Origin of the sequence: Aeromonas sp. RU39B (assembly GCF_900156095.1) — a bacterium.
In the GTDB taxonomy this organism is placed as follows: Bacteria; Pseudomonadota; Gammaproteobacteria; order Enterobacterales; family Aeromonadaceae; genus Aeromonas.
Window position 1 is genome coordinate 71665 of the sequence record NZ_FTMJ01000011.1, and the last position, 17015, is coordinate 88679.

General features: G+C 57.4%; 28 protein-coding genes. 25 read left to right on the forward strand and 3 right to left on the reverse strand.

Annotation, left to right across the window (positions count from 1 at the left end):
* The first annotated feature begins 9 nt into the window (after positions 1 to 9).
* The 4 genes from argB to argH all read left to right on the forward strand — a co-directional run bounded on the left by argB (position 10) and on the right by argH (position 4447).
* Positions 10 to 789, forward strand: a complete 780-nt coding sequence (gene argB / locus BW958_RS14735; protein WP_076576522.1) for an acetylglutamate kinase — start codon at positions 10 to 12, stop codon at positions 787 to 789.
* A 19-nt stretch (positions 790 to 808) separates the two neighbouring features.
* Positions 809 to 1720 (forward strand): ornithine carbamoyltransferase, encoded by a 912-nt coding sequence (locus BW958_RS14740; RefSeq protein WP_076576523.1) that lies wholly within the window; start codon positions 809 to 811, stop codon positions 1718 to 1720.
* Between the two features lie 32 nt (positions 1721 to 1752).
* The gene (locus BW958_RS14745) at positions 1753 to 2988 is read left to right on the forward strand and encodes an argininosuccinate synthase (RefSeq protein WP_076576524.1); all 1236 of its coding nucleotides are present in this window, start codon (positions 1753 to 1755) and stop codon (positions 2986 to 2988) included.
* Between the two features lie 76 nt (positions 2989 to 3064).
* Positions 3065 to 4447, forward strand: coding sequence for an argininosuccinate lyase (gene argH / locus BW958_RS14750; RefSeq protein ID WP_076576525.1), 1383 nt, complete (start codon positions 3065 to 3067; stop codon positions 4445 to 4447).
* A gap of 57 nt (positions 4448 to 4504) precedes the next feature.
* Here the strand turns inward: argH and BW958_RS14755 are convergent, their stop codons facing one another.
* From BW958_RS14755 to BW958_RS14765, 3 genes are all read right to left on the reverse strand, one after another.
* Positions 4505 to 4957: a hypothetical protein gene (locus BW958_RS14755; RefSeq protein ID WP_143233103.1), complete on the reverse strand. Its 453-nt coding sequence runs from the start codon at positions 4955 to 4957 to the stop codon at positions 4505 to 4507.
* 94 nt (positions 4958 to 5051) lie between these two features.
* The gene (locus BW958_RS14760; RefSeq protein WP_076576526.1) at positions 5052 to 6659 is read right to left on the reverse strand and encodes a VRR-NUC domain-containing protein; all 1608 of its coding nucleotides are present in this window, start codon (positions 6657 to 6659) and stop codon (positions 5052 to 5054) included.
* Positions 6643 to 7560 (reverse strand): DMT family transporter, encoded by a 918-nt coding sequence (locus BW958_RS14765; protein WP_076576527.1) that lies wholly within the window; start codon positions 7558 to 7560, stop codon positions 6643 to 6645. The genes BW958_RS14760 and BW958_RS14765 overlap by 17 nt, the downstream gene beginning before the upstream one ends.
* Positions 7561 to 7861: 301 nt before the next feature.
* Here BW958_RS14765 and rpsJ point away from each other — a divergent pair, with 301 nt between their 5' ends.
* From rpsJ to rplO, 21 genes are all read left to right on the forward strand, one after another.
* Positions 7862 to 8173: a 30S ribosomal protein S10 gene (rpsJ, locus tag BW958_RS14770; RefSeq protein ID WP_005307944.1), complete on the forward strand. Its 312-nt coding sequence runs from the start codon at positions 7862 to 7864 to the stop codon at positions 8171 to 8173.
* A gap of 22 nt (positions 8174 to 8195) precedes the next feature.
* Positions 8196 to 8828, forward strand: coding sequence for a 50S ribosomal protein L3 (rplC, locus tag BW958_RS14775; protein WP_076576528.1), 633 nt, complete (start codon positions 8196 to 8198; stop codon positions 8826 to 8828).
* Between the two features lie 17 nt (positions 8829 to 8845).
* A complete protein-coding gene (gene rplD, locus BW958_RS14780; protein ID WP_042046230.1) occupies positions 8846 to 9451 on the forward strand; it encodes a 50S ribosomal protein L4 in 606 nt (201 codons plus the stop codon).
* The gene (rplW, locus tag BW958_RS14785; protein ID WP_076576529.1) at positions 9448 to 9750 is read left to right on the forward strand and encodes a 50S ribosomal protein L23; all 303 of its coding nucleotides are present in this window, start codon (positions 9448 to 9450) and stop codon (positions 9748 to 9750) included. Before rplD ends, rplW begins: the two co-directional genes overlap by 4 nt.
* A gap of 15 nt (positions 9751 to 9765) precedes the next feature.
* Positions 9766 to 10587: a 50S ribosomal protein L2 gene (gene rplB / locus BW958_RS14790; RefSeq protein ID WP_076576530.1), complete on the forward strand. Its 822-nt coding sequence runs from the start codon at positions 9766 to 9768 to the stop codon at positions 10585 to 10587.
* A gap of 21 nt (positions 10588 to 10608) precedes the next feature.
* The gene (gene rpsS / locus BW958_RS14795) at positions 10609 to 10887 is read left to right on the forward strand and encodes a 30S ribosomal protein S19 (protein ID WP_005307960.1); all 279 of its coding nucleotides are present in this window, start codon (positions 10609 to 10611) and stop codon (positions 10885 to 10887) included.
* A 10-nt stretch (positions 10888 to 10897) separates the two neighbouring features.
* On the forward strand, positions 10898 to 11242 hold the full coding sequence (gene rplV / locus BW958_RS14800) for a 50S ribosomal protein L22 (protein ID WP_076576531.1): 345 nt from the start codon (positions 10898 to 10900) through the stop codon (positions 11240 to 11242).
* 3 nt (positions 11243 to 11245) lie between these two features.
* The gene (gene rpsC / locus BW958_RS14805; protein ID WP_076576532.1) at positions 11246 to 11959 is read left to right on the forward strand and encodes a 30S ribosomal protein S3; all 714 of its coding nucleotides are present in this window, start codon (positions 11246 to 11248) and stop codon (positions 11957 to 11959) included.
* A gap of 13 nt (positions 11960 to 11972) precedes the next feature.
* Positions 11973 to 12386, forward strand: a complete 414-nt coding sequence (rplP, locus tag BW958_RS14810; RefSeq protein ID WP_076576533.1) for a 50S ribosomal protein L16 — start codon at positions 11973 to 11975, stop codon at positions 12384 to 12386.
* Positions 12386 to 12577 carry a 50S ribosomal protein L29 gene (gene rpmC / locus BW958_RS14815; protein WP_076576534.1) on the forward strand — a complete coding sequence of 64 codons (192 nt, stop codon included), beginning with the start codon at positions 12386 to 12388 and terminating at the stop codon, positions 12575 to 12577. The genes rplP and rpmC overlap by 1 nt, the downstream gene beginning before the upstream one ends.
* A complete protein-coding gene (gene rpsQ / locus BW958_RS14820) occupies positions 12577 to 12825 on the forward strand; it encodes a 30S ribosomal protein S17 (RefSeq protein WP_076576535.1) in 249 nt (82 codons plus the stop codon). Before rpmC ends, rpsQ begins: the two co-directional genes overlap by 1 nt.
* 149 nt (positions 12826 to 12974) lie before the next feature.
* Positions 12975 to 13343 carry a 50S ribosomal protein L14 gene (gene rplN, locus BW958_RS14825; RefSeq protein ID WP_076576536.1) on the forward strand — a complete coding sequence of 123 codons (369 nt, stop codon included), beginning with the start codon at positions 12975 to 12977 and terminating at the stop codon, positions 13341 to 13343.
* Between the two features lie 11 nt (positions 13344 to 13354).
* Positions 13355 to 13672: a 50S ribosomal protein L24 gene (rplX, locus tag BW958_RS14830; RefSeq protein ID WP_076576537.1), complete on the forward strand. Its 318-nt coding sequence runs from the start codon at positions 13355 to 13357 to the stop codon at positions 13670 to 13672.
* Between the two features lie 13 nt (positions 13673 to 13685).
* Entirely contained in the window at positions 13686 to 14225 is a 540-nt protein-coding gene (rplE, locus tag BW958_RS14835) for a 50S ribosomal protein L5 (RefSeq protein ID WP_076576538.1), read from the forward strand.
* A gap of 11 nt (positions 14226 to 14236) precedes the next feature.
* Complete coding sequence (gene rpsN / locus BW958_RS14840; protein ID WP_076576539.1) at positions 14237 to 14542, forward strand: 30S ribosomal protein S14; 306 nt, start codon at positions 14237 to 14239, stop codon at positions 14540 to 14542.
* Positions 14543 to 14563: 21 nt separating this feature from the next.
* Positions 14564 to 14956 (forward strand): 30S ribosomal protein S8, encoded by a 393-nt coding sequence (gene rpsH / locus BW958_RS14845; protein WP_076576540.1) that lies wholly within the window; start codon positions 14564 to 14566, stop codon positions 14954 to 14956.
* An 11-nt stretch (positions 14957 to 14967) separates the two neighbouring features.
* Positions 14968 to 15501, forward strand: coding sequence for a 50S ribosomal protein L6 (gene rplF, locus BW958_RS14850; RefSeq protein ID WP_076576541.1), 534 nt, complete (start codon positions 14968 to 14970; stop codon positions 15499 to 15501).
* 9 nt (positions 15502 to 15510) lie between these two features.
* A complete protein-coding gene (gene rplR, locus BW958_RS14855; protein WP_076576542.1) occupies positions 15511 to 15864 on the forward strand; it encodes a 50S ribosomal protein L18 in 354 nt (117 codons plus the stop codon).
* 14 nt (positions 15865 to 15878) lie between these two features.
* Entirely contained in the window at positions 15879 to 16379 is a 501-nt protein-coding gene (gene rpsE, locus BW958_RS14860) for a 30S ribosomal protein S5 (protein ID WP_076576543.1), read from the forward strand.
* Between the two features lie 6 nt (positions 16380 to 16385).
* Positions 16386 to 16568: a 50S ribosomal protein L30 gene (rpmD, locus tag BW958_RS14865; RefSeq protein WP_005350132.1), complete on the forward strand. Its 183-nt coding sequence runs from the start codon at positions 16386 to 16388 to the stop codon at positions 16566 to 16568.
* A gap of 2 nt (positions 16569 to 16570) precedes the next feature.
* The gene (gene rplO, locus BW958_RS14870; RefSeq protein ID WP_076576544.1) at positions 16571 to 17008 is read left to right on the forward strand and encodes a 50S ribosomal protein L15; all 438 of its coding nucleotides are present in this window, start codon (positions 16571 to 16573) and stop codon (positions 17006 to 17008) included.
* Positions 17009 to 17015: the final 7 nt, after the last annotated feature.

A 17015-nucleotide genomic window follows, 5' to 3' on the forward strand; every position in this document is an offset into this window, starting at 1 on the left:
AAGAGAGAGATGGACAAGCAGACTCTGGTAATCAAGCTGGGCGGCGCGCTGCTCGAAAGTGACGAGGCCCTCACCGCCCTGTTCGCCACCCTCAAGGGCTTCCTTGACGAGCAACACCGTCCGCTGGTGCTGGTGCACGGCGGTGGCTGCCTGGTGGATGACCTGCTCAAGGGATTGGGCCTGACCTCGGCCAAGAAAAACGGCCTGCGCATAACCCCGTTCGAACACATTCCCTTTATCGCCGGTGCGCTGGCCGGAACGGCTAACAAGCAGATGATGGCCAAGTCGATCGCGACCGGCATCCCGGCTGTGGGCCTGTGTCTGGCAGACGGCGGCCTGTGCCAGGTGACCCAGCTTGATCCCGAACTGGGCGCAGTCGGTGCCTGCCAACCGGGCAACCCGGCACTGCTCAAGGGCATCCTGTCGCAAGGTTTCCTGCCGGTGATCAGCTCCATCGGTATCACCACCGAAGGGCAGATGATGAACGTCAACGCCGACCAGGCGGCTACCGCCATTGCTGAGGCGCTGGGCGCCGATCTGGTGATGCTGTCGGATGTGAGCGGCATTCTGGATGGCAAGGGCAAGCTGGTGCCGGAACTCGACAAGAGCACAGCCGCCGACCTGATGGAGAAAGGGGTGATTGCCGACGGGATGGCGGTCAAGGTGAAAGCTGCCCTGCACGCTGCCGAGACCCTCGGCAAGCCGGTGGCCGTTGCCAGCTGGCGCTACCCGGATCTGCTGCACAAGCTGCTCGCGGGCGGCGCGGTAGGCACCAAGGTCACGGCATAAACGACACAAGGAGAGACCCATGCACCTTCTGACCGGAACCGAATTCGACCAGGCCCAACTGACGGACCTGATCAACCTGGGCAAGGCCATCAAGGCCGATCCGAAGAAATACAGCCAGTCGCTGGCAGGCAAGAACATCGTCACCCTGTTCGAGAAGCCCTCCCTGCGTACCCGCGTCACCTTCGACATCGGCATCGCTCGCCTCGGTGGTCACAGCGTCTATATGGACCAGCAGAACGGTGCATTGGGTAAGCGTGAGTCGGTGAAGGATTTCGCCGGCAACCTGTCGCGCTGGTGCGAAGGGATCGTCGCCCGGGTGTTTGATCATCAAACACTGGTTGAGCTGGCTGAGTATGGCACCGTGCCGGTGGTTAACAGCCTGTGCAACCTCTATCACCCGTGCCAGGCCTTCGCCGATTTTATGACCATCGCAGAAAACTATTCCGATATGTCCAAGGTGAAGCTGGCTTATCTGGGCGATGGCAACAACGTCAGCCACTCCCTGCTGCTGACCGGCGCCATCCTCGGCACCGATGTCACGCTGGTCTGCCCCAAGGGTCACGGCCCGGATGTGCAGATCTTCCAGCAGGCCCAGGCGCTGGCTGCGCAAAGCGGCGCGACCTTGGTGGTGAGCGATGACATCAAGGCCATTGAAGGGTTTGACGTCGCCTACACCGATACCTGGGTGTCGATGGGCGATACCACCCCGATGGAACAGGTCATGGATATCTTCATGCCTTATCAGATTAATCAGGCGCTGCTGGATCGCACCGGTATCCGCCACGTGCTGCACTGCCAGCCGGCCCACCGCGATCTGGAGATCACTTCAGAGGTGATGGACGGTCCGGCTTCTCTGATCCTCGACGAGGCCGAGAACCGCATGCACATCCAGAACGCCATCCTGGTTACCCTGCTGGGCGGCCAACACTGAATCGACAACGAATCGTCACGGAGAGAAAAACAATGAGCACCATCAACAAGATCGTACTGGCTTACTCGGGCGGCCTGGATACCTCGGCCATCATTCCCTGGCTCAAAGAGCACTATGACGCTGAAATCGTGGCGTTTGTTGCCGATGTAGGTCAGGAGCGCGAGGATCTGGAAGGCATCGAGGAGAAGGCGATCGCTTCCGGTGCCTCCAAGTGCATCATCAAGGACCTGCGCGAAGAGTTCATCAAGGAATATGTCTACCCGACCCTGAAGACCGGCGCCATCTATGAAGGTACCTACCTGCTGGGTACCTCCATGGCTCGTCCGGTGATCGCCAAGGCCATGGTTGAAGCTGCGCTGGCCGAAGGCGCCGATGCCATCTCCCACGGTTGCACCGGCAAGGGTAACGATCAGGTGCGTTTCGAAGGTGCCGTAGCGGCGCTGGCTCCGCATCTGAAGGTGATTGCTCCTTGGCGGATCTGGGACATGCGCTCCCGGGAAGATCTGCTGGCCTATCTGGAAGCCCGCAACATTCCGTGCAAGGCCACGCTGAAGAAGATCTACAGCCGTGACGCCAACGCCTGGCACATCTCCACCGAAGGTGGCGAGCTGGAGAGCACCTGGAACGAACCGTCCGAAGCCGTCTGGCAGTGGACCGTGCCAGCCGAGCAAGCCCCGGATCAACCGGAGTACGTCAAGCTGACCGTCGCCAAGGGCGAAGTGGTGGCTGTGGATGATAAGACCATGACTCCGCACCAGATTCTGGTGCACCTGAACGAGCGAGCCGGTAAGCATGGCGTGGGCCGTGTCGATATCACCGAAAACCGGATGGTCGGTATGAAGTCCCGTGGTTGCTACGAAACCCCGGGCGGTACCGTGATGGTTGCTGCACTGCGCGCCGTGGAAGAGCTGGTGCTGGATCGCCCGACTCGCGCCTGGCGGGAAAAACTCGGTGCCGAGTTCTCCCATCTGGTCTATGACGGTCGCTGGTTCACCCCGCTGTGCAAGGCCATTGTCGCCTCTGCCAACGCCATCGCCGAAGATCTGAACGGTGAAGTGGTGCTCAAGATGTACAAGGGCCAAGTCACTGCGACCCAGAAGAAGTCGCCCAACAGCCTCTACTCGGAAGACTTCGCCACCTTCGGTGCCGACGAAGTGTACGACCAGAGCCACGCTGAAGGCTTCATCCGTCTTTACACCCTGGCCAGCCGGATTCGCGCCATGAAAGAGCAGAATCAGGATGTTGGCGGTGCGCACACTCACGGTTAAGGTGTGACAGGGTGGCCGCCCGGCGGTCACCCTGATAAGAAGAGAGACGGGATAATCAGTTCACAGGAGTATCGAGATGGCACTTTGGGGCGGGCGCTTTAGTCAGGGCGCGGATGTCAGATTCAAGCAGTTCAACGACTCCCTGCGCTTCGACTATCGTCTGGCAGAGCAGGACATTCAGGGCTCGATGGCTTGGGCACGCGCCTTGGTCAAGGTCGGGGTGCTGACTGCCGAGGAGCAGGGCAAGCTGCAGCAGGCCATGGATGCCTTGCTGGTGAGCGTGCGCCTCGATCCGGAGCAGATCCTGGTGTCCGATGCCGAAGACATTCACTCCTGGGTGGAAGGCAAGCTGATCGACGCCGTGGGCGATCTGGGCAAGAAGCTGCACACCGGTCGTTCCCGTAACGATCAGGTGGCGACGGATCTCAAGCTCTGGTGCAAGGCGCAAGGTGAGCTGCTGCTGCACTCGGTCCATGCCCTGCAAAAGGGGCTGGTGGAGTGCGCTCGCGCTCACCAAACCACAGTGCTGCCCGGTTACACCCACCTGCAACGGGCGCAACCGGTCACCTTCAGCCACTGGGCGCTGGCCTATGTGGAGATGCTGGAGCGCGACTACAGCCGCCTGCAGGATGCGCTCAAGCGGCTCGATACCAGTCCGCTTGGTTGCGGCGCGCTGGCCGGTACGGCCTATGCCATCGACCGTGACGCACTGGCACTCGACCTTGGCTTTGCTGCGGCAACACGCAACAGCCTGGATTCGGTCTCGGATCGCGATCATGTGGTCGAGCTGATGAATGTGGCGTCCCTCTCCATGACCCACCTGTCGCGCTTTGCCGAAGATCTGATCTTCTACAACACCGGAGAAGCCGGTTTCCTTGAACTCTCCGATGCGGTGACCTCGGGCTCCTCCCTGATGCCGCAGAAGAAGAACCCGGATGCTCTTGAGCTGATCCGTGGCAAGGCTGGCCGGGTCGTGGGCGCCCAGATGGGGATGCTGATGACCCTCAAGGCACTGCCGCTGGCCTACAACAAGGACATGCAGGAAGACAAGGAAGGGCTGTTCGACGCGCTGGATACCTGGCACGACTGCCTCGACATGGCGGCGCTGGTGCTGGTGGATCTCAACGTTAACAGCGAGCGGACCAAGGCGGCGGCGCAAGGCGGTTATGCCAATGCTACCGAGCTGGCCGACTATCTGGTGGCCAAGGGGATTCCCTTCCGTGAAGCGCACCATATCGTCGGTGAAGCCGTGGTCTACGCCATCAGCGTACAAAAGCCGCTAGAAGAGCTGACGCTGGCCGAGTTTGCCCGCTTCAACCCGCTGATTGGTGAGGATGTCTATCCGAACCTTGAACTGGATGCGACCTTGGCCAAACGGGTTGCCAAGGGCGGTGTGGCACCGCAGCAGATCGATGCGGCCCTGACTGCCGCCGAAGCCCTGCTGGCTGCGCGCAGCTGATTGGCAACATATTGAATAGTAACGGCAACCCTCGGGTTGCCGTTTTTCGTTTCTACGTCAGGCGCGGGCACTGAGCAGCTGGCCGCTGCCTTGCTGCAGGCTGTCGCGAAAACGGCTGATAAACGAGCCGAGATCAGCTTGCGGCATGCCAAGTTGCTCTTCCAGTGCCGAGAGGGAGCGCTGCAAGTTATCACCGCTGCTGCCCGCTGTGCCGCTCGACAGCTTTTGTTGCAGGCTGGCCAGCGCATCAGGCAACGACTGGCCGGACGAAGAGCGTTTGAGCTCCTGCATCAGGTCACTCATAAAGTGATTGATGGCCGAGCTTTCGGTATCACCAGACGGGTTGTTGGCTCCGAGCCCGGAGAAGAGGCTTTGTAGTGTGGGCGACAAGTTGGGCTGCGCCGTGGTCGCAGACGAGGCGGCTGGCGCCGGTTGCGAGGAGCTGCTGAAAATCTTGCTGCCGATATTGAAGGCCAGTGAGGCCAGGGGTAACAGCGCGCCAATCGACATGATCATCATCCTTGCATCAACAGATAATGAGAACTTGCATCCTTCGGGCCATTTTTTGTGCTGTTGTTAACTTTTTTGCAACCTGTTGTTTTGCTTAATCATCACTGGCGACCCGTACCCGGCAAACTGCATGGGGGATACCCTCGGCGGCAAAGAATTGCAGCCAGCGGATCTGGTGGGGCTGCAAATCGTCGCCGGGGCCTTTGACCTCGACCAGGCAATACTCCCCGTCACGAAACAGCACCAAGTCGGGCAGCCCGCTGCGGTTACTGCGCACGTCAAACAGCAGTCGGGTCAGCATGGCTTGCCAGTGATGGCGCGGGATCACGCCCAGTGCTTGTTCGAGCAGTGAGCGGGGCAGGCGATCCCACACCACCCAGTCGTTGGCGATCCCCTGTTTACGCTCATAGCGCAGCAACAGCTGCTCGCGGTAATCCGGTGCAGCCAATTGTGCCCAGGCAGCGGCAATCTGCGGGCGACGCCGCTCGGCAAAGGTCGATGAATAGAGATCAGCCGGCCCGCGTTGGTAGCGGTTAAAGAAGGCGCCCGGCAATGGCGCAAACAGGGCATCCCAGAACAGTAGGCCAAAGATGCCACCGAGCAGGGCGTTCTCACACCAGCCACCGTGCCAACCCTGTTGGGCGAGGGCGGTCAGTGCGGCCTCTTCCACCCGACCGGGCCAGGGGGAAAGGGTTAAATCCAGAGCCGGAAATTCCGGGCGACGATGGCGTGGCACTCTGTGGCCCAGCGCTCTGGCCAGCTTTTCTTGCAACGTGCGCAGTACGGCCCGCTCCTCTTCATCGCGTGGCGCGGCGGTCATCCCGGCCAGCATGGCGGCTGCTTGGGCGTGCTCATCGCGTTTGAGCCAGAGGCGAACCTGGCGCTCCCGCGCCGGAGGCATCTGGCAATCGGCGTAGAGATGCAGCGCCAGCTCATCATCACCGCAGCGCTCCAGATCGCGAGCCAGCGCCAGTTGCAGCCGCTCACGGCGCCGCGCCAGAGGTGGCCAGTCAGAGCGGGCAGGCAATGTCGGCCACCAGTTGGCGGCGACCTCGGGGCCGGTATTGGCACGCTCGACGAGCCACTGCGTTTGCCACTCATCGAGTGCCCAGCGAGCATCGAGCTGCTGCCGGCTCTGGAACAGTCGGCTGGCCGGATCGAGCGGATAGCTTTCATAGCGATAGTGACCCAGATCGAGCAGTACAAACTCGGTCAAATCCTGCTCGCGATTGCCAAAAAACAGCAGCAGAAAGCGCGCCAGCAACGCCTTGTCCAGCACCTGCAGGCATACAAAGGGAAGCGCGGGAAGCGGCGTGTTGGCCAGCTCATCGAGCAGTGCTTCCTTGCGGGCGCTGCGCGGCAGGTGCGGTGCCAGACTCAGAATCTCGGGGCGGGTCAGCAGGGCACCCAGCTCAGGCCAGTCAGGCTGCGCCAGCCGGATAAAACCGGTCTGTGCCAATTCATCCAGTGGCAGCGCACCAATTTCCGGATAGTGCAGCTTGTCGGCGCGAAACCACTCCCCTTTGCGCGATAGCAGGCGCACCAGCAGGCAGGCGGCAGGGTGGGAGAGAGCCGCAAAGCGGGTTAGCCAGGCGTGCTCGTCGCAGAGCAGCAGATCGGCATGCCGCTTGGCAATATCTGCCAGCAGTAGCCGGAAGTTGTGCAGGTAGTAGTCGGGCGCCAGCTCAACCGGTGTGACCATCGCCCGTCACCTTGCGATAGCGTTTGCCGTATTTGAGCTGCTGAATCAGCAGCGCCGCGATAATCAGTGCCAGACCCACCGGGGTGGCGGGGTGGATCTGTTCACCCACCAGAAAGCGCAGCAGCAGTAGCGAGGCAAATGGCGAGATAAAGATCAGGTTACTGATGGGGGCGGTGTTGGTTGCGTGGCGCAGGGCCAGCAGCCAGAGCACGAAGGCAAAACCCATCTCGAACAGACCGACATAGATGGCGCCGACCCAGCCCTGCCAAGCGGTTAACTGGAAGTCAGCGAGCAGAGCGGTCGCGACCACAATCCACGGAATGCTGATTAGAAAGCCGAGCAGCAGGCTCACCACCGGATCGCCCTGATGACGGGTGTTGAGAATCCAGGAGCCGGCCCAGATCAGGGTCGATGCGAGTGCTAGCGCGACGCCGAGGGGGTTGTCGAAATGCAGCCCCAGCACGTCCCCCTTGGTGGCGATCACCAGTGCCCCAAAGTAACCCAGCACGATAGCCACACCGTCACGCTTACGCAGCTTCTGGCCCAGAAACGGCACCGCCAGCAGTGACAGGGTGATGGCCCAGGTGTAGTTGAGGGTCTGCGCCTGCTGGGCGGGCAGCAGATCATAAGCTTTGAACAGCAGTAGGTAATAAAGGAAGGGGTTGAGGGTGCCCAGCGTCACATAGTAGAAAGGGCGCGCCTTCATATATTGCCCGAGCAGTGCCAGCTTGCCTTGCCAAGCGACGATGGCGAGCAAGGTGAGGGCGGAGGTGCAGGCGGCAACCAGCAGCAATTGCACCGGTTGAAAGTACTGCAGTGAGAGTTTGAAGGCGGTCGCCACCGTGGACCACATCGCCACGGTGCAGAGGGCAAACAGATAGGCTTTTTTCTGATCTTTCATGGATAACGCAAACCGGGGAAACGGAGCCGAATCAGGCGAGTCTACCAGCTTTGCACTGCCCTCCGCAGTGGGTATGAAAATTGAACAATATCTGTCCCGGACCGTTGCGCGACGGGCAAATTTCTGTATAATTCCGTCCGCTTGTCCTTGAGGCAAGCCGGACAATCTGTCCGTTGCCGCAATTGTCGGCCATACAGTCCCCCCGATCTGTGGGGGAAACGTTGAAAATCGCACCTCTGGCGGGAGTACTCTCTGTCGGGCGGTGTTGATTTATGTTCTTTATCCATTGGAGCTCTGGTCCATGCAGAACCAAAGAATCCGTATCCGCCTGAAGGCTTTTGATCATCGTCTGATCGATCAATCCACTGCGGAAATCGTTGAAACTGCCAAGCGCACTGGCGCACAAGTACGCGGTCCGATCCCGCTGCCGACTCGCAAAGAGCGCTTCACCGTGCTGATCTCTCCGCACGTCAACAAGGACGCCCGTGACCAGTACGAAATCCGTACTCACAAGCGTCTGGTTGATATCGTTGAACCGACTGACAAGACCGTTGACGCTCTGATGCGTCTGGATCTGGCAGCTGGTGTCGACGTGCAGATCAGCCTGGGTTAATTACGGAAAGAGGTTGATAACAATGACAATCGGTCTTGTAGGTCGCAAAGTGGGTATGACCCGCGTCTTCACTGAAGATGGCGTTTCTATCCCGGTGACCGTTATCGAAGTTGAAGCTAACCGTGTAACTCAGGTCAAGTCTGTAGAAACCGACGGCTACAATGCTATCCAGGTTACCACTGGCGCCAAAAAGGCCAGCCGTGTGACCAAGCCGGAAGCTGGCCACTTTGCCAAAGCAGGCGTTGAAGCCGGCCGCGGTCTGTGGGAATTCCGTCTGAACAACGGTGAGACTTTCACTGTTGGCAACGAGCTGAAGGTTGATATCTTCTCCGAAGTTAAGCTGGTAGACGTTACTGGTACTTCCAAGGGTAAGGGCTTCGCCGGTACTGTTAAGCGCTGGAACTTCCGCACCCAGGACATGACCCACGGTAACTCCCTGTCCCACCGTGTACCGGGCTCCATCGGTCAAAACCAGACCCCGGGCCGTGTATTCAAGGGCAAGAAGATGGCTGGCCATCTGGGTAATGAGCGTGTAACCACTCAGAACCTGGAACTGGTCCGCGTTGACGTTGAGCGCAACCTGCTGCTGGTTAAAGGCGCAGTTCCTGGCGCGACCAACGGCGACGTGATCGTTAAACCCGCCGTCAAAGCGTAACGTCTGAGGAGATAGTAATGGAATTGGTAATGAAAGACGCCCAGAGCGCTCTTCAAGTTTCCGAAACTACCTTCGGGCGTGAATTCAACGAAGCCCTGGTTCACCAGGTCGTCGTTGCTTATGCCGCTGGTGCTCGTCAGGGTACCCGTGCGCAGCTGACTCGCTCCGAAGTGTCTGGTGGCGGCAAGAAGCCGTGGCGTCAGAAGGGTACTGGTCGTGCCCGTGCTGGCTCTATCCGTTCGCCGATTTGGCGTTCCGGTGGCGTGACCTTCGCAGCCAAGCCGCAAGATCACAGCCAAAAGGTTAACAAGAAGATGTACCGCGGTGCCATCCGCAGCATCCTCTCCGAGCTGGTCCGTCAGGATCGTCTGATCGTGGTCGAGAAGTTCGCTATCGACGCACCGAAGACCAAGGCTCTGACCGCCAAGCTGAAAGAAATGGAACTGTCTGACGTTCTGATCGTGACTGCTGAAGTCGATGAGAACCTGTTCCTGGCTGCTCGCAACCTGTACAAGGTCGACGTGCGTGATGTTGCCGGTATCGACCCGGTTAGCCTGATCGCTTTCGACAAGGTTCTGATGACTGCTGACGCAGTGAAGCAAATCGAGGAGATGCTGGCATGATCCGTGAAGAGCGTCTGCTGAAAGTTCTGAAGGCTCCGCACATCTCTGAAAAGAGCACCATGGTTGCCGAGAAGCTGAACACTATCGTGTTCAAAGTAGCTTCTGACGCTACCAAGGCGGAAATCAAAGCCGCAGTTGCGAAACTGTTCGAGGTCGAAGTTGAGACCGTCCGTACCCTGAACATGAAGGGTAAGACCAAGCGTACTGGTGCACGCGTAGGCCGTCGTTCCGATTGGAAAAAGGCTTATGTGACCCTGAAAGCTGGTCAGGACATCGACTTCATGGGCGCAGCCGAGTAAGAGGAGTTCTGAAAAATGGCAATCGTTAAGTGCAAGCCTACTTCTCCGGGCCGCCGCCACGTCGTCAAGGTCGTCAACCAGGATCTGTACAAGGGTAAGCCCTTCGCAGCCCTGCTCGACAAGAAAGAAAAGACCGGTGGTCGTAACAACAACGGTCGCATCACCACTCGTCACATCGGTGGTGGTCACAAGCAGCACTATCGTATCGTTGACTTCAAGCGCAACAAGGACGGGATCCCGGCCAAGGTTGAGCGTCTGGAATACGATCCGAACCGTACCGCTAACATCGCTCTGGTTCTGTACGCAGACGGTGAACGTCGCTACATCCTGGCTCCGAAGGGCATGAAGGCGGGTGACGCCATCGCCTCCGGCGCTGATGCAGCCATCAAGGTGGGCAACACTCTGCCGATGCGCAACATCCCGGTTGGTACTACTGTACACGCCGTTGAGATGAAGCCGGGCAAGGGTGCTCAGCTGGCTCGTTCTGCTGGTGCTTTCGTTCAGATTCTGGCTCGTGAAGGCAACTATGTGACTCTGCGTCTGCGCTCCGGCGAAGTTCGCAAGGTTCTGGCTGACTGCCGCGCCACCATCGGCGAAGTAGGCAATGCCGAGCACATGCTGCGTCAACTGGGTAAAGCTGGTGCTAGCCGCTGGCGTGGTATTCGTCCGACCGTTCGCGGTATGGCGATGAACCCGGTAGACCACCCGCACGGTGGTGGTGAAGGCCGTAACAAGGGTATCCAGCCGGTATCCCCGTGGGGCCAGAAGTCCAAGGGCTTCAAGACCCGCAAGAACAAGCGCACCGACAAGTACATCGTACGCCGTCGCAACAAGTAATCGCTATATAGAGGAATTACCATGCCACGTTCTCTCAAGAAGGGTCCGTTTATCGACCTGCACTTGCTGAAGAAGGTAGAGAAAGCGGTGGAAAGCGGGGATAAAAAACCGGTTAAGACCTGGTCCCGTCGTTCAATGATCATCCCGAACATGATCGGTTTGACCATCGCTGTCCATAATGGTCGTCAGCACGTACCTGTGTTTGTTACCGAAGAAATGATCGGTCACAAGCTGGGTGAATTCGCACCGACTCGTACTTATCGCGGTCATGCCGCTGATAAGAAGGCCAAGAAGCGCTAAGGGGAAAATGATGGAAGCTATCGCTAAACACCGTTTCGCCCGTACTTCTGCACAGAAGGCTCGCCTGGTCGCTGATCAAGTACGTGGTCTGCCGGTAGACAAGGCTCTGAACATCCTGGCTTTCAGCCCGAAAAAGGCTGCTGTGCTGGTGAAGAAGGTGCTGGAATCTGCCATTGCTAACGCCGAGCACAACGAAGGTGCCGACATCGATGCACTGCGTGTTGCAACTATCATGGTCGACGAAGGTCCGTCCATGAAGCGCATCCGTCCTCGTGCTAAAGGTCGCGCGGATCGTATCCTCAAGCGTACCTCTCACATCACTGTAGTGGTATCCGACGCTAAGGCTGGGAGATAAGCAATGGGTCAGAAAGTTCATCCTAATGGCATTCGCCTGGGTATTACCAAGCCCTGGAACTCTACCTGGTACGCGAATACCAAAGATTTCGCTGACAACCTGTACGGCGATTTCCAAGTACGCCAGTTCCTGACCAAGGAGCTGAAGAACGCCTCTCTGTCGCGGATCACCATCGAACGTCCGGCCAAGAGCATCCGTGTGACCATTCACACCGCTCGTCCGGGTGTCGTGATCGGCAAGAAGGGTGAAGACGTTGAAAAACTGCGCAAGGCCGTTGCCAAGATTGCTGGCGTCCCTGCTCAGATCAACATTTCCGAAGTCCGCAAGCCGGAGCTGGATGGCAAACTCGTTGCTGACAGCATCACTTCCCAACTGGAACGTCGCGTTATGTTCCGTCGCGCCATGAAGCGCGCCGTGCAAAACGCCATGCGTCTGGGTGCCAAGGGCATCAAGGTGGAAGTATCCGGTCGTCTGGGCGGCGCTGAAATCGCTCGTACCGAATGGTACCGCGAAGGTCGTGTGCCGTTGCACACCCTGCGTGCCGACATCGACTACGCAACTTCTGAAGCCCACACCACCTACGGTGTGATCGGCGTTAAGGTTTGGATTTTCAAGGGCGAAGTTCTGGGTGGCCTGGCTGCAGTTAACGCTGCTGCCGCTGCTGCTGCTCAAGAGCCTGCTCCGTCCAAGCCGAAGCGCAAAGGCCGCGGTAAGTAAGGAGACTCGGTAAATGCTGCAACCTAAGCGTACTAAATTCCGCAAGATCCATAAGGGTCGCAACCGCGGTCTGGCCAACTCTGGTAACGAAGTATCCTTCGGTACCTTTGGCCTGAAGGCGACTACTCGTGGTCAACTGACTGCTCGTCAAATCGAAGCAGCCCGTCGTGCCATGACTCGTCACGTCAAGCGTCAAGGTAAGATCTGGATCCGTGTGTTCCCGGACAAGCCCATCACTGAAAAGCCCCTCGAAGTGCGGATGGGTAAAGGTAAGGGTAACGTGGAATACTGGGTCGCTCAGATCCAGCCGGGTAAAGTCCTGTACGAGATGGACGGTGTTCCTGAGGCTCTGGCACGCGAAGCGTTTGCCCTGGCCGCAGCCAAGCTGTCTGTTCAGACCACTTTCGTAATTAAGACGGTGATGTGATGAAAGCCCAAGATCTGCGTCAAAAGAGCGTTGACGAACTGAACCAGGAACTGCTGGCCAAGCTGCGTGAGCAATTCAACCTGCGCATGCAAGCTTCCACCGGTCAACTGGCTCAGACTCACACTCTGAAACAAGTGCGTCGCGACATCGCGCGTATCAAGACTGTACTGACTGAGAAGGCAGGTGCGTAATGACCGATAATATCCGTACTCTGCAAGGTCGTGTTATCAGTGACAAGATGGACAAGTCCATCACTGTTGCTATCGAGCGCAAGGTAAAGCACCCGATCTACGGTAAGATCATCAAGCGTACTACCAAGCTGCACGTGCACGACGAGAACAACGAGTGCAAGGCCGGCGATCTCGTGGAAATCCGCGAATGCCGTCCGCTGTCCAAGACCAAGTCCTGGACCCTGGTTGCTATCGTAGAAAAGGCCTAAGTCAGGCACTTTGAGCCCAAACGGCCCCTGCGGGGGCCGTTTGTTTTTTAGGCTACCTTTTCGAAAATAGCTGTGTTATAGTTTCGCGCCTTTCTAAGGCAGCCAGATCCCGAGAGGGATAAAAGAAGTAAACAAAGCGGAGCACTAAGATGATCCAGATGCAAAGTATGCTGGATGTTGCCGATAACTCCGGCGCACGCAGCGTAATGTGTATTAAGGTTCTGGGTGGTTCGCACCGCCGTTACGCCGGCATCGGCGACATCATCAAGGTTTCTATTAAAGAAGCCATTCCTCGCGGTAAAGTGAAGAAAGGTGATGTGTATAACGCGGTGGTCGTACGCACCCGTAAAGGCGTTCGTCGTCAGGACGGCTCTGTCATCCGTTTCGACAACAACGCGGCTGTGTTGCTGAACAACAACCACCAGCCGATCGGTACTCGTATTTTTGGGCCGGTCACCCGTGAACTGCGTAATGAGAAGTTCATGAAGATCGTGTCCCTGGCACCCGAAGTACTGTAAGGAGTCGAACGATGGCAGCTAAAATCCGTCGCGAAGACGAAGTAATCGTCCTCACCGGTAAAGACAAGGGCAAGCGTGGCAAAGTCACTCAAGTTCTTGCTGATGAAGGTAAGGTCGTAGTCGAAGGCATCAATCTGGTTAAGAAACACCAAAAGCCGCAACCCGCTCTGGGTCAGGCCGGTGGCATCGTAACCAAAGAAGCCCCGATCGATGTATCTAATGTAGCGCTGTTCAACTCTGCCTCTGGCAAAGCTGACCGCGTAGGTTTCCGGATTGAAGACGGCAAGAAAGTTCGTGTCTTCAAATCCACCGGCGAACTTGTGAAGTAATTGGAGTTTAACGATGGCGAAACTGCATGATTACTACAAAGCAAATGTAGTAAATGAACTGACAACGCAGTTCGGTTACAAGACTATCATGCAAGTCCCTCGGATCGAGAAAATCACCCTGAACATGGGTGTTGGTGAAGCGATTGCTGATAAAAAACTGCTCGAAAATGCTGCTGCCGATCTGGCTGCCATTTCCGGTCAGAAGCCGCTGATCACCAAAGCTCGTAAATCCGTTGCGGGCTTCAAGATTCGTGAAGGCTACCCGATTGGTTGCAAAGTAACCCTGCGTGGCGAGCGTATGTGGGAGTTCCTGGAGCGCCTGATCTCTATCGCCGTACCCCGTGTACGTGACTTCCGTGGTCTGAACGCTAAGTCGTTCGATGGCCGTGGTAACTACTCCATGGGCGTGCGCGAGCAGATCATCTTCCCGGAAATCGACTATGACAAGGTCGATCGCGTTCGTGGTCTGGATATCACCATCACCACTTCCGCGCAAACCGATGATGAAGGCCGTGCTCTGCTGGCTGCCTTTAACTTCCCGTTCCGCAAGTAAGGTGTAGGGTTATGGCAAAACTTTCCATGAAAGCACGTGAAGTCAAGCGTGCCAAGCTGGCAGCCAAGTACGCCACCAAGCGTGCCGAGCTGAAAGCTCTGATCGTTGACATGAACGCTTCCGAAGAAGCGCGTTGGGATGCTGTTCTGAAGTTGCAACAGCTGCCCCGTGATTCCAGCCCGATTCGTCAGCGTAACCGTTGTGCCATCACTGGCCGTCCCCACGGTTTCCTGCGCAAGTTTGGCCTGTGCCGCATCAAGGTGCGTGAACATGCCATGAAGGGTGAAATTCCGGGCCTGAAAAAGGCCTCTTGGTAAAGAATCTCGGGAGTTAGACTTATGAGCATGCAAGATCCGATCGCGGATATGCTGACCCGCATCCGTAACGGTCAGGCGGCTAGCAAGGTTGCGGTTTCCATGCCCTCCTCCAAGCTGAAAGTGGCTATTGCCCAAGTGCTGAAGGATGAAGGCTACATCGCTGGCTACACCGTAGGTGGCGACGTGAAACCGGAACTGGAAATCGAACTGAAGTATTTCCAAGGCAAGCCGGTAGTTGAACTGATCCAGCGCGTGAGCCGTCCCGGCCTGCGTATTTACAAGCGTACCACCGATCTGCCGAAGGTTATGGGCGGTCTGGGTATCGCTGTTGTGTCCACTTCCAAAGGTGTGATGACTGACCGTGCTGCCCGTAAGGCTGGCATGGGCGGTGAGATCATCTGCTACGTCGCTTAAGGAGGTAGGAAATGTCTCGTGTTGCTAAGGCACCCGTCGCGATTCCTGCTGGCGTAGAGGTGACTCTGAACGGCCAAGAGCTGAGCGTTAAAGGCGCGAAAGGCACTCTGGTTCGTAACATCAATGCTGGTGTGGAAGTGACCAAAGAAGACAATGCACTGACTTTCGCTCCGCGTGCTGGTTTTGCCGGCGCCGATGCGCAAGCGGGTACTGCCCGTGCATTGGTCAACAACATGGTCATCGGTGTTACCAAAGGCTTTGAGCGCAAGCTGCAACTGGTTGGTGTAGGTTATCGTGCCTCCATCAAGGGCAACGCTGTCGCACTGGCCCTGGGTTTCTCCCACCCGGTTGAGCACGAGCTGCCGGCTGGTGTAACTGCTGAATGTCCGTCCCAGACCGAAATCGTTCTGCGTGGCGCTGACAAGCAAGTGGTTGGCCAAGTCGCCGCTGATATCCGTGCTTACCGCGCTCCGGAGCCCTATAAGGGCAAGGGTGTACGCTACTCCGATGAGGTTGTGCGTACTAAAGAAGCTAAGAAGAAGTAAGGTAACACTATGGACAAGAAAGCAGCTCGTCTCCGTCGTGCTACTCGCGCACGTAAGAAGATGCAGGAACTGGGTTCGACTCGTCTGGTTGTTCACCGTACTCCGCGTCACATCTACGCGCAGATCATCGCAGCCAACGGTTCCGAAGTCCTGGCCTCTGCTTCTACAGTAGAGAAGGCAATCAGCGAAAGCATCAAATACACCGGTAACGCCGAAGCGGCTGCCGTTGTAGGTAAGGCTATCGCCGAACGTGCCATTGCCAAGGGTGTACAGAACGTGTCGTTTGACCGTTCCGGTTTCAAGTATCACGGTCGTGTAGCCGCTCTGGCTACTGCTGCTCGTGAAGCTGGTCTGCAGTTCTAAGCTAGGAGTCGAAGATGGCTAAAATCGAATCTCAAGCCGGTGAACTGCACGAAAAGCTCATTGCGGTAAACCGTGTTTCGAAGACTGTAAAGGGTGGTCGTATCATGTCCTTCACCGCACTGACTGTAGTGGGTGATGGCAACGGCCGTGTAGGTTACGGCTACGGTAAGGCTCGTGAAGTTCCGGCTGCCATTCAAAAGGCAATGGAACAGGCTAAGCGTAACCTGAACAAGGTTGAACTGAAGAATGGCACTCTGCACCACCCGGTGAAGGGTATCCACTCTGGTTCTACCGTATTCATGAAGCCGGCCTCCGAAGGTACTGGTATCATCGCCGGTGGTGCGATGCGTGCGGTACTGGAAGTCGCAGGTGTTCACAACGTGCTGGCCAAGACCTACGGTTCCACCAACCCGATCAACGTGGTTCGCGCTACTGTAGACGCTCTGGTTCACGGTCAATCTCCGGAACAGATCGCTGCCAAGCGTGGTCTGCGCGTTGAAGAAATTCTGGGGTAATGCGACATGGCTAACAAGACTGTAAAAGTAACTCAAACCCGCAGCTCTATCGGCCGCCTGCCCAAGCACAAGGCGACTCTGCGTGGCCTGGGTCTGCGTCGCATTGGTCACACTGTTGAGCTCGAGGATACCCCTTGCGTTCGCGGTATGATCAACCAGGTATATTACATGGTTAAGGTGGAGGGCTAAGCATGCGTCTGAACACTCTGTCTCCGGCTGCTGGCTCCAAGCCTGAAAAGGCTCGTCGCGGTCGTGGTATCGGCTCCGGTCTGGGTAAGACTGGTGGTCGCGGTGTTAAAGGCCAAACCTCTCGTTCCGGTGGCGGTAAAGTCCGTCGCGGTTACGAAGGTGGCCAGATGCCGCTGAAGATCCGTCTGCCGAAGTTCGGTTTCACTTCTCGCAAGTCTCTGGTTTCGGCCGAGGTTCGCCTGAACGAAATCGCCAAGGTAGAAGGTGATGTGGTCGATCTGAGCACCCTGAAGCAAGCCGGTGTTGTTACTAAGAACATCGAGTTTGTAAAGGTTGTTCTGTCTGGCAACATCGACCGCGCTCTGACCGTTCGTGGTCTGCCCGTCACCAAGGGTGCACGTGCAGCCATCGAGGCCGCTGGCGGTAAAATCGAGGAATAATCAGTAC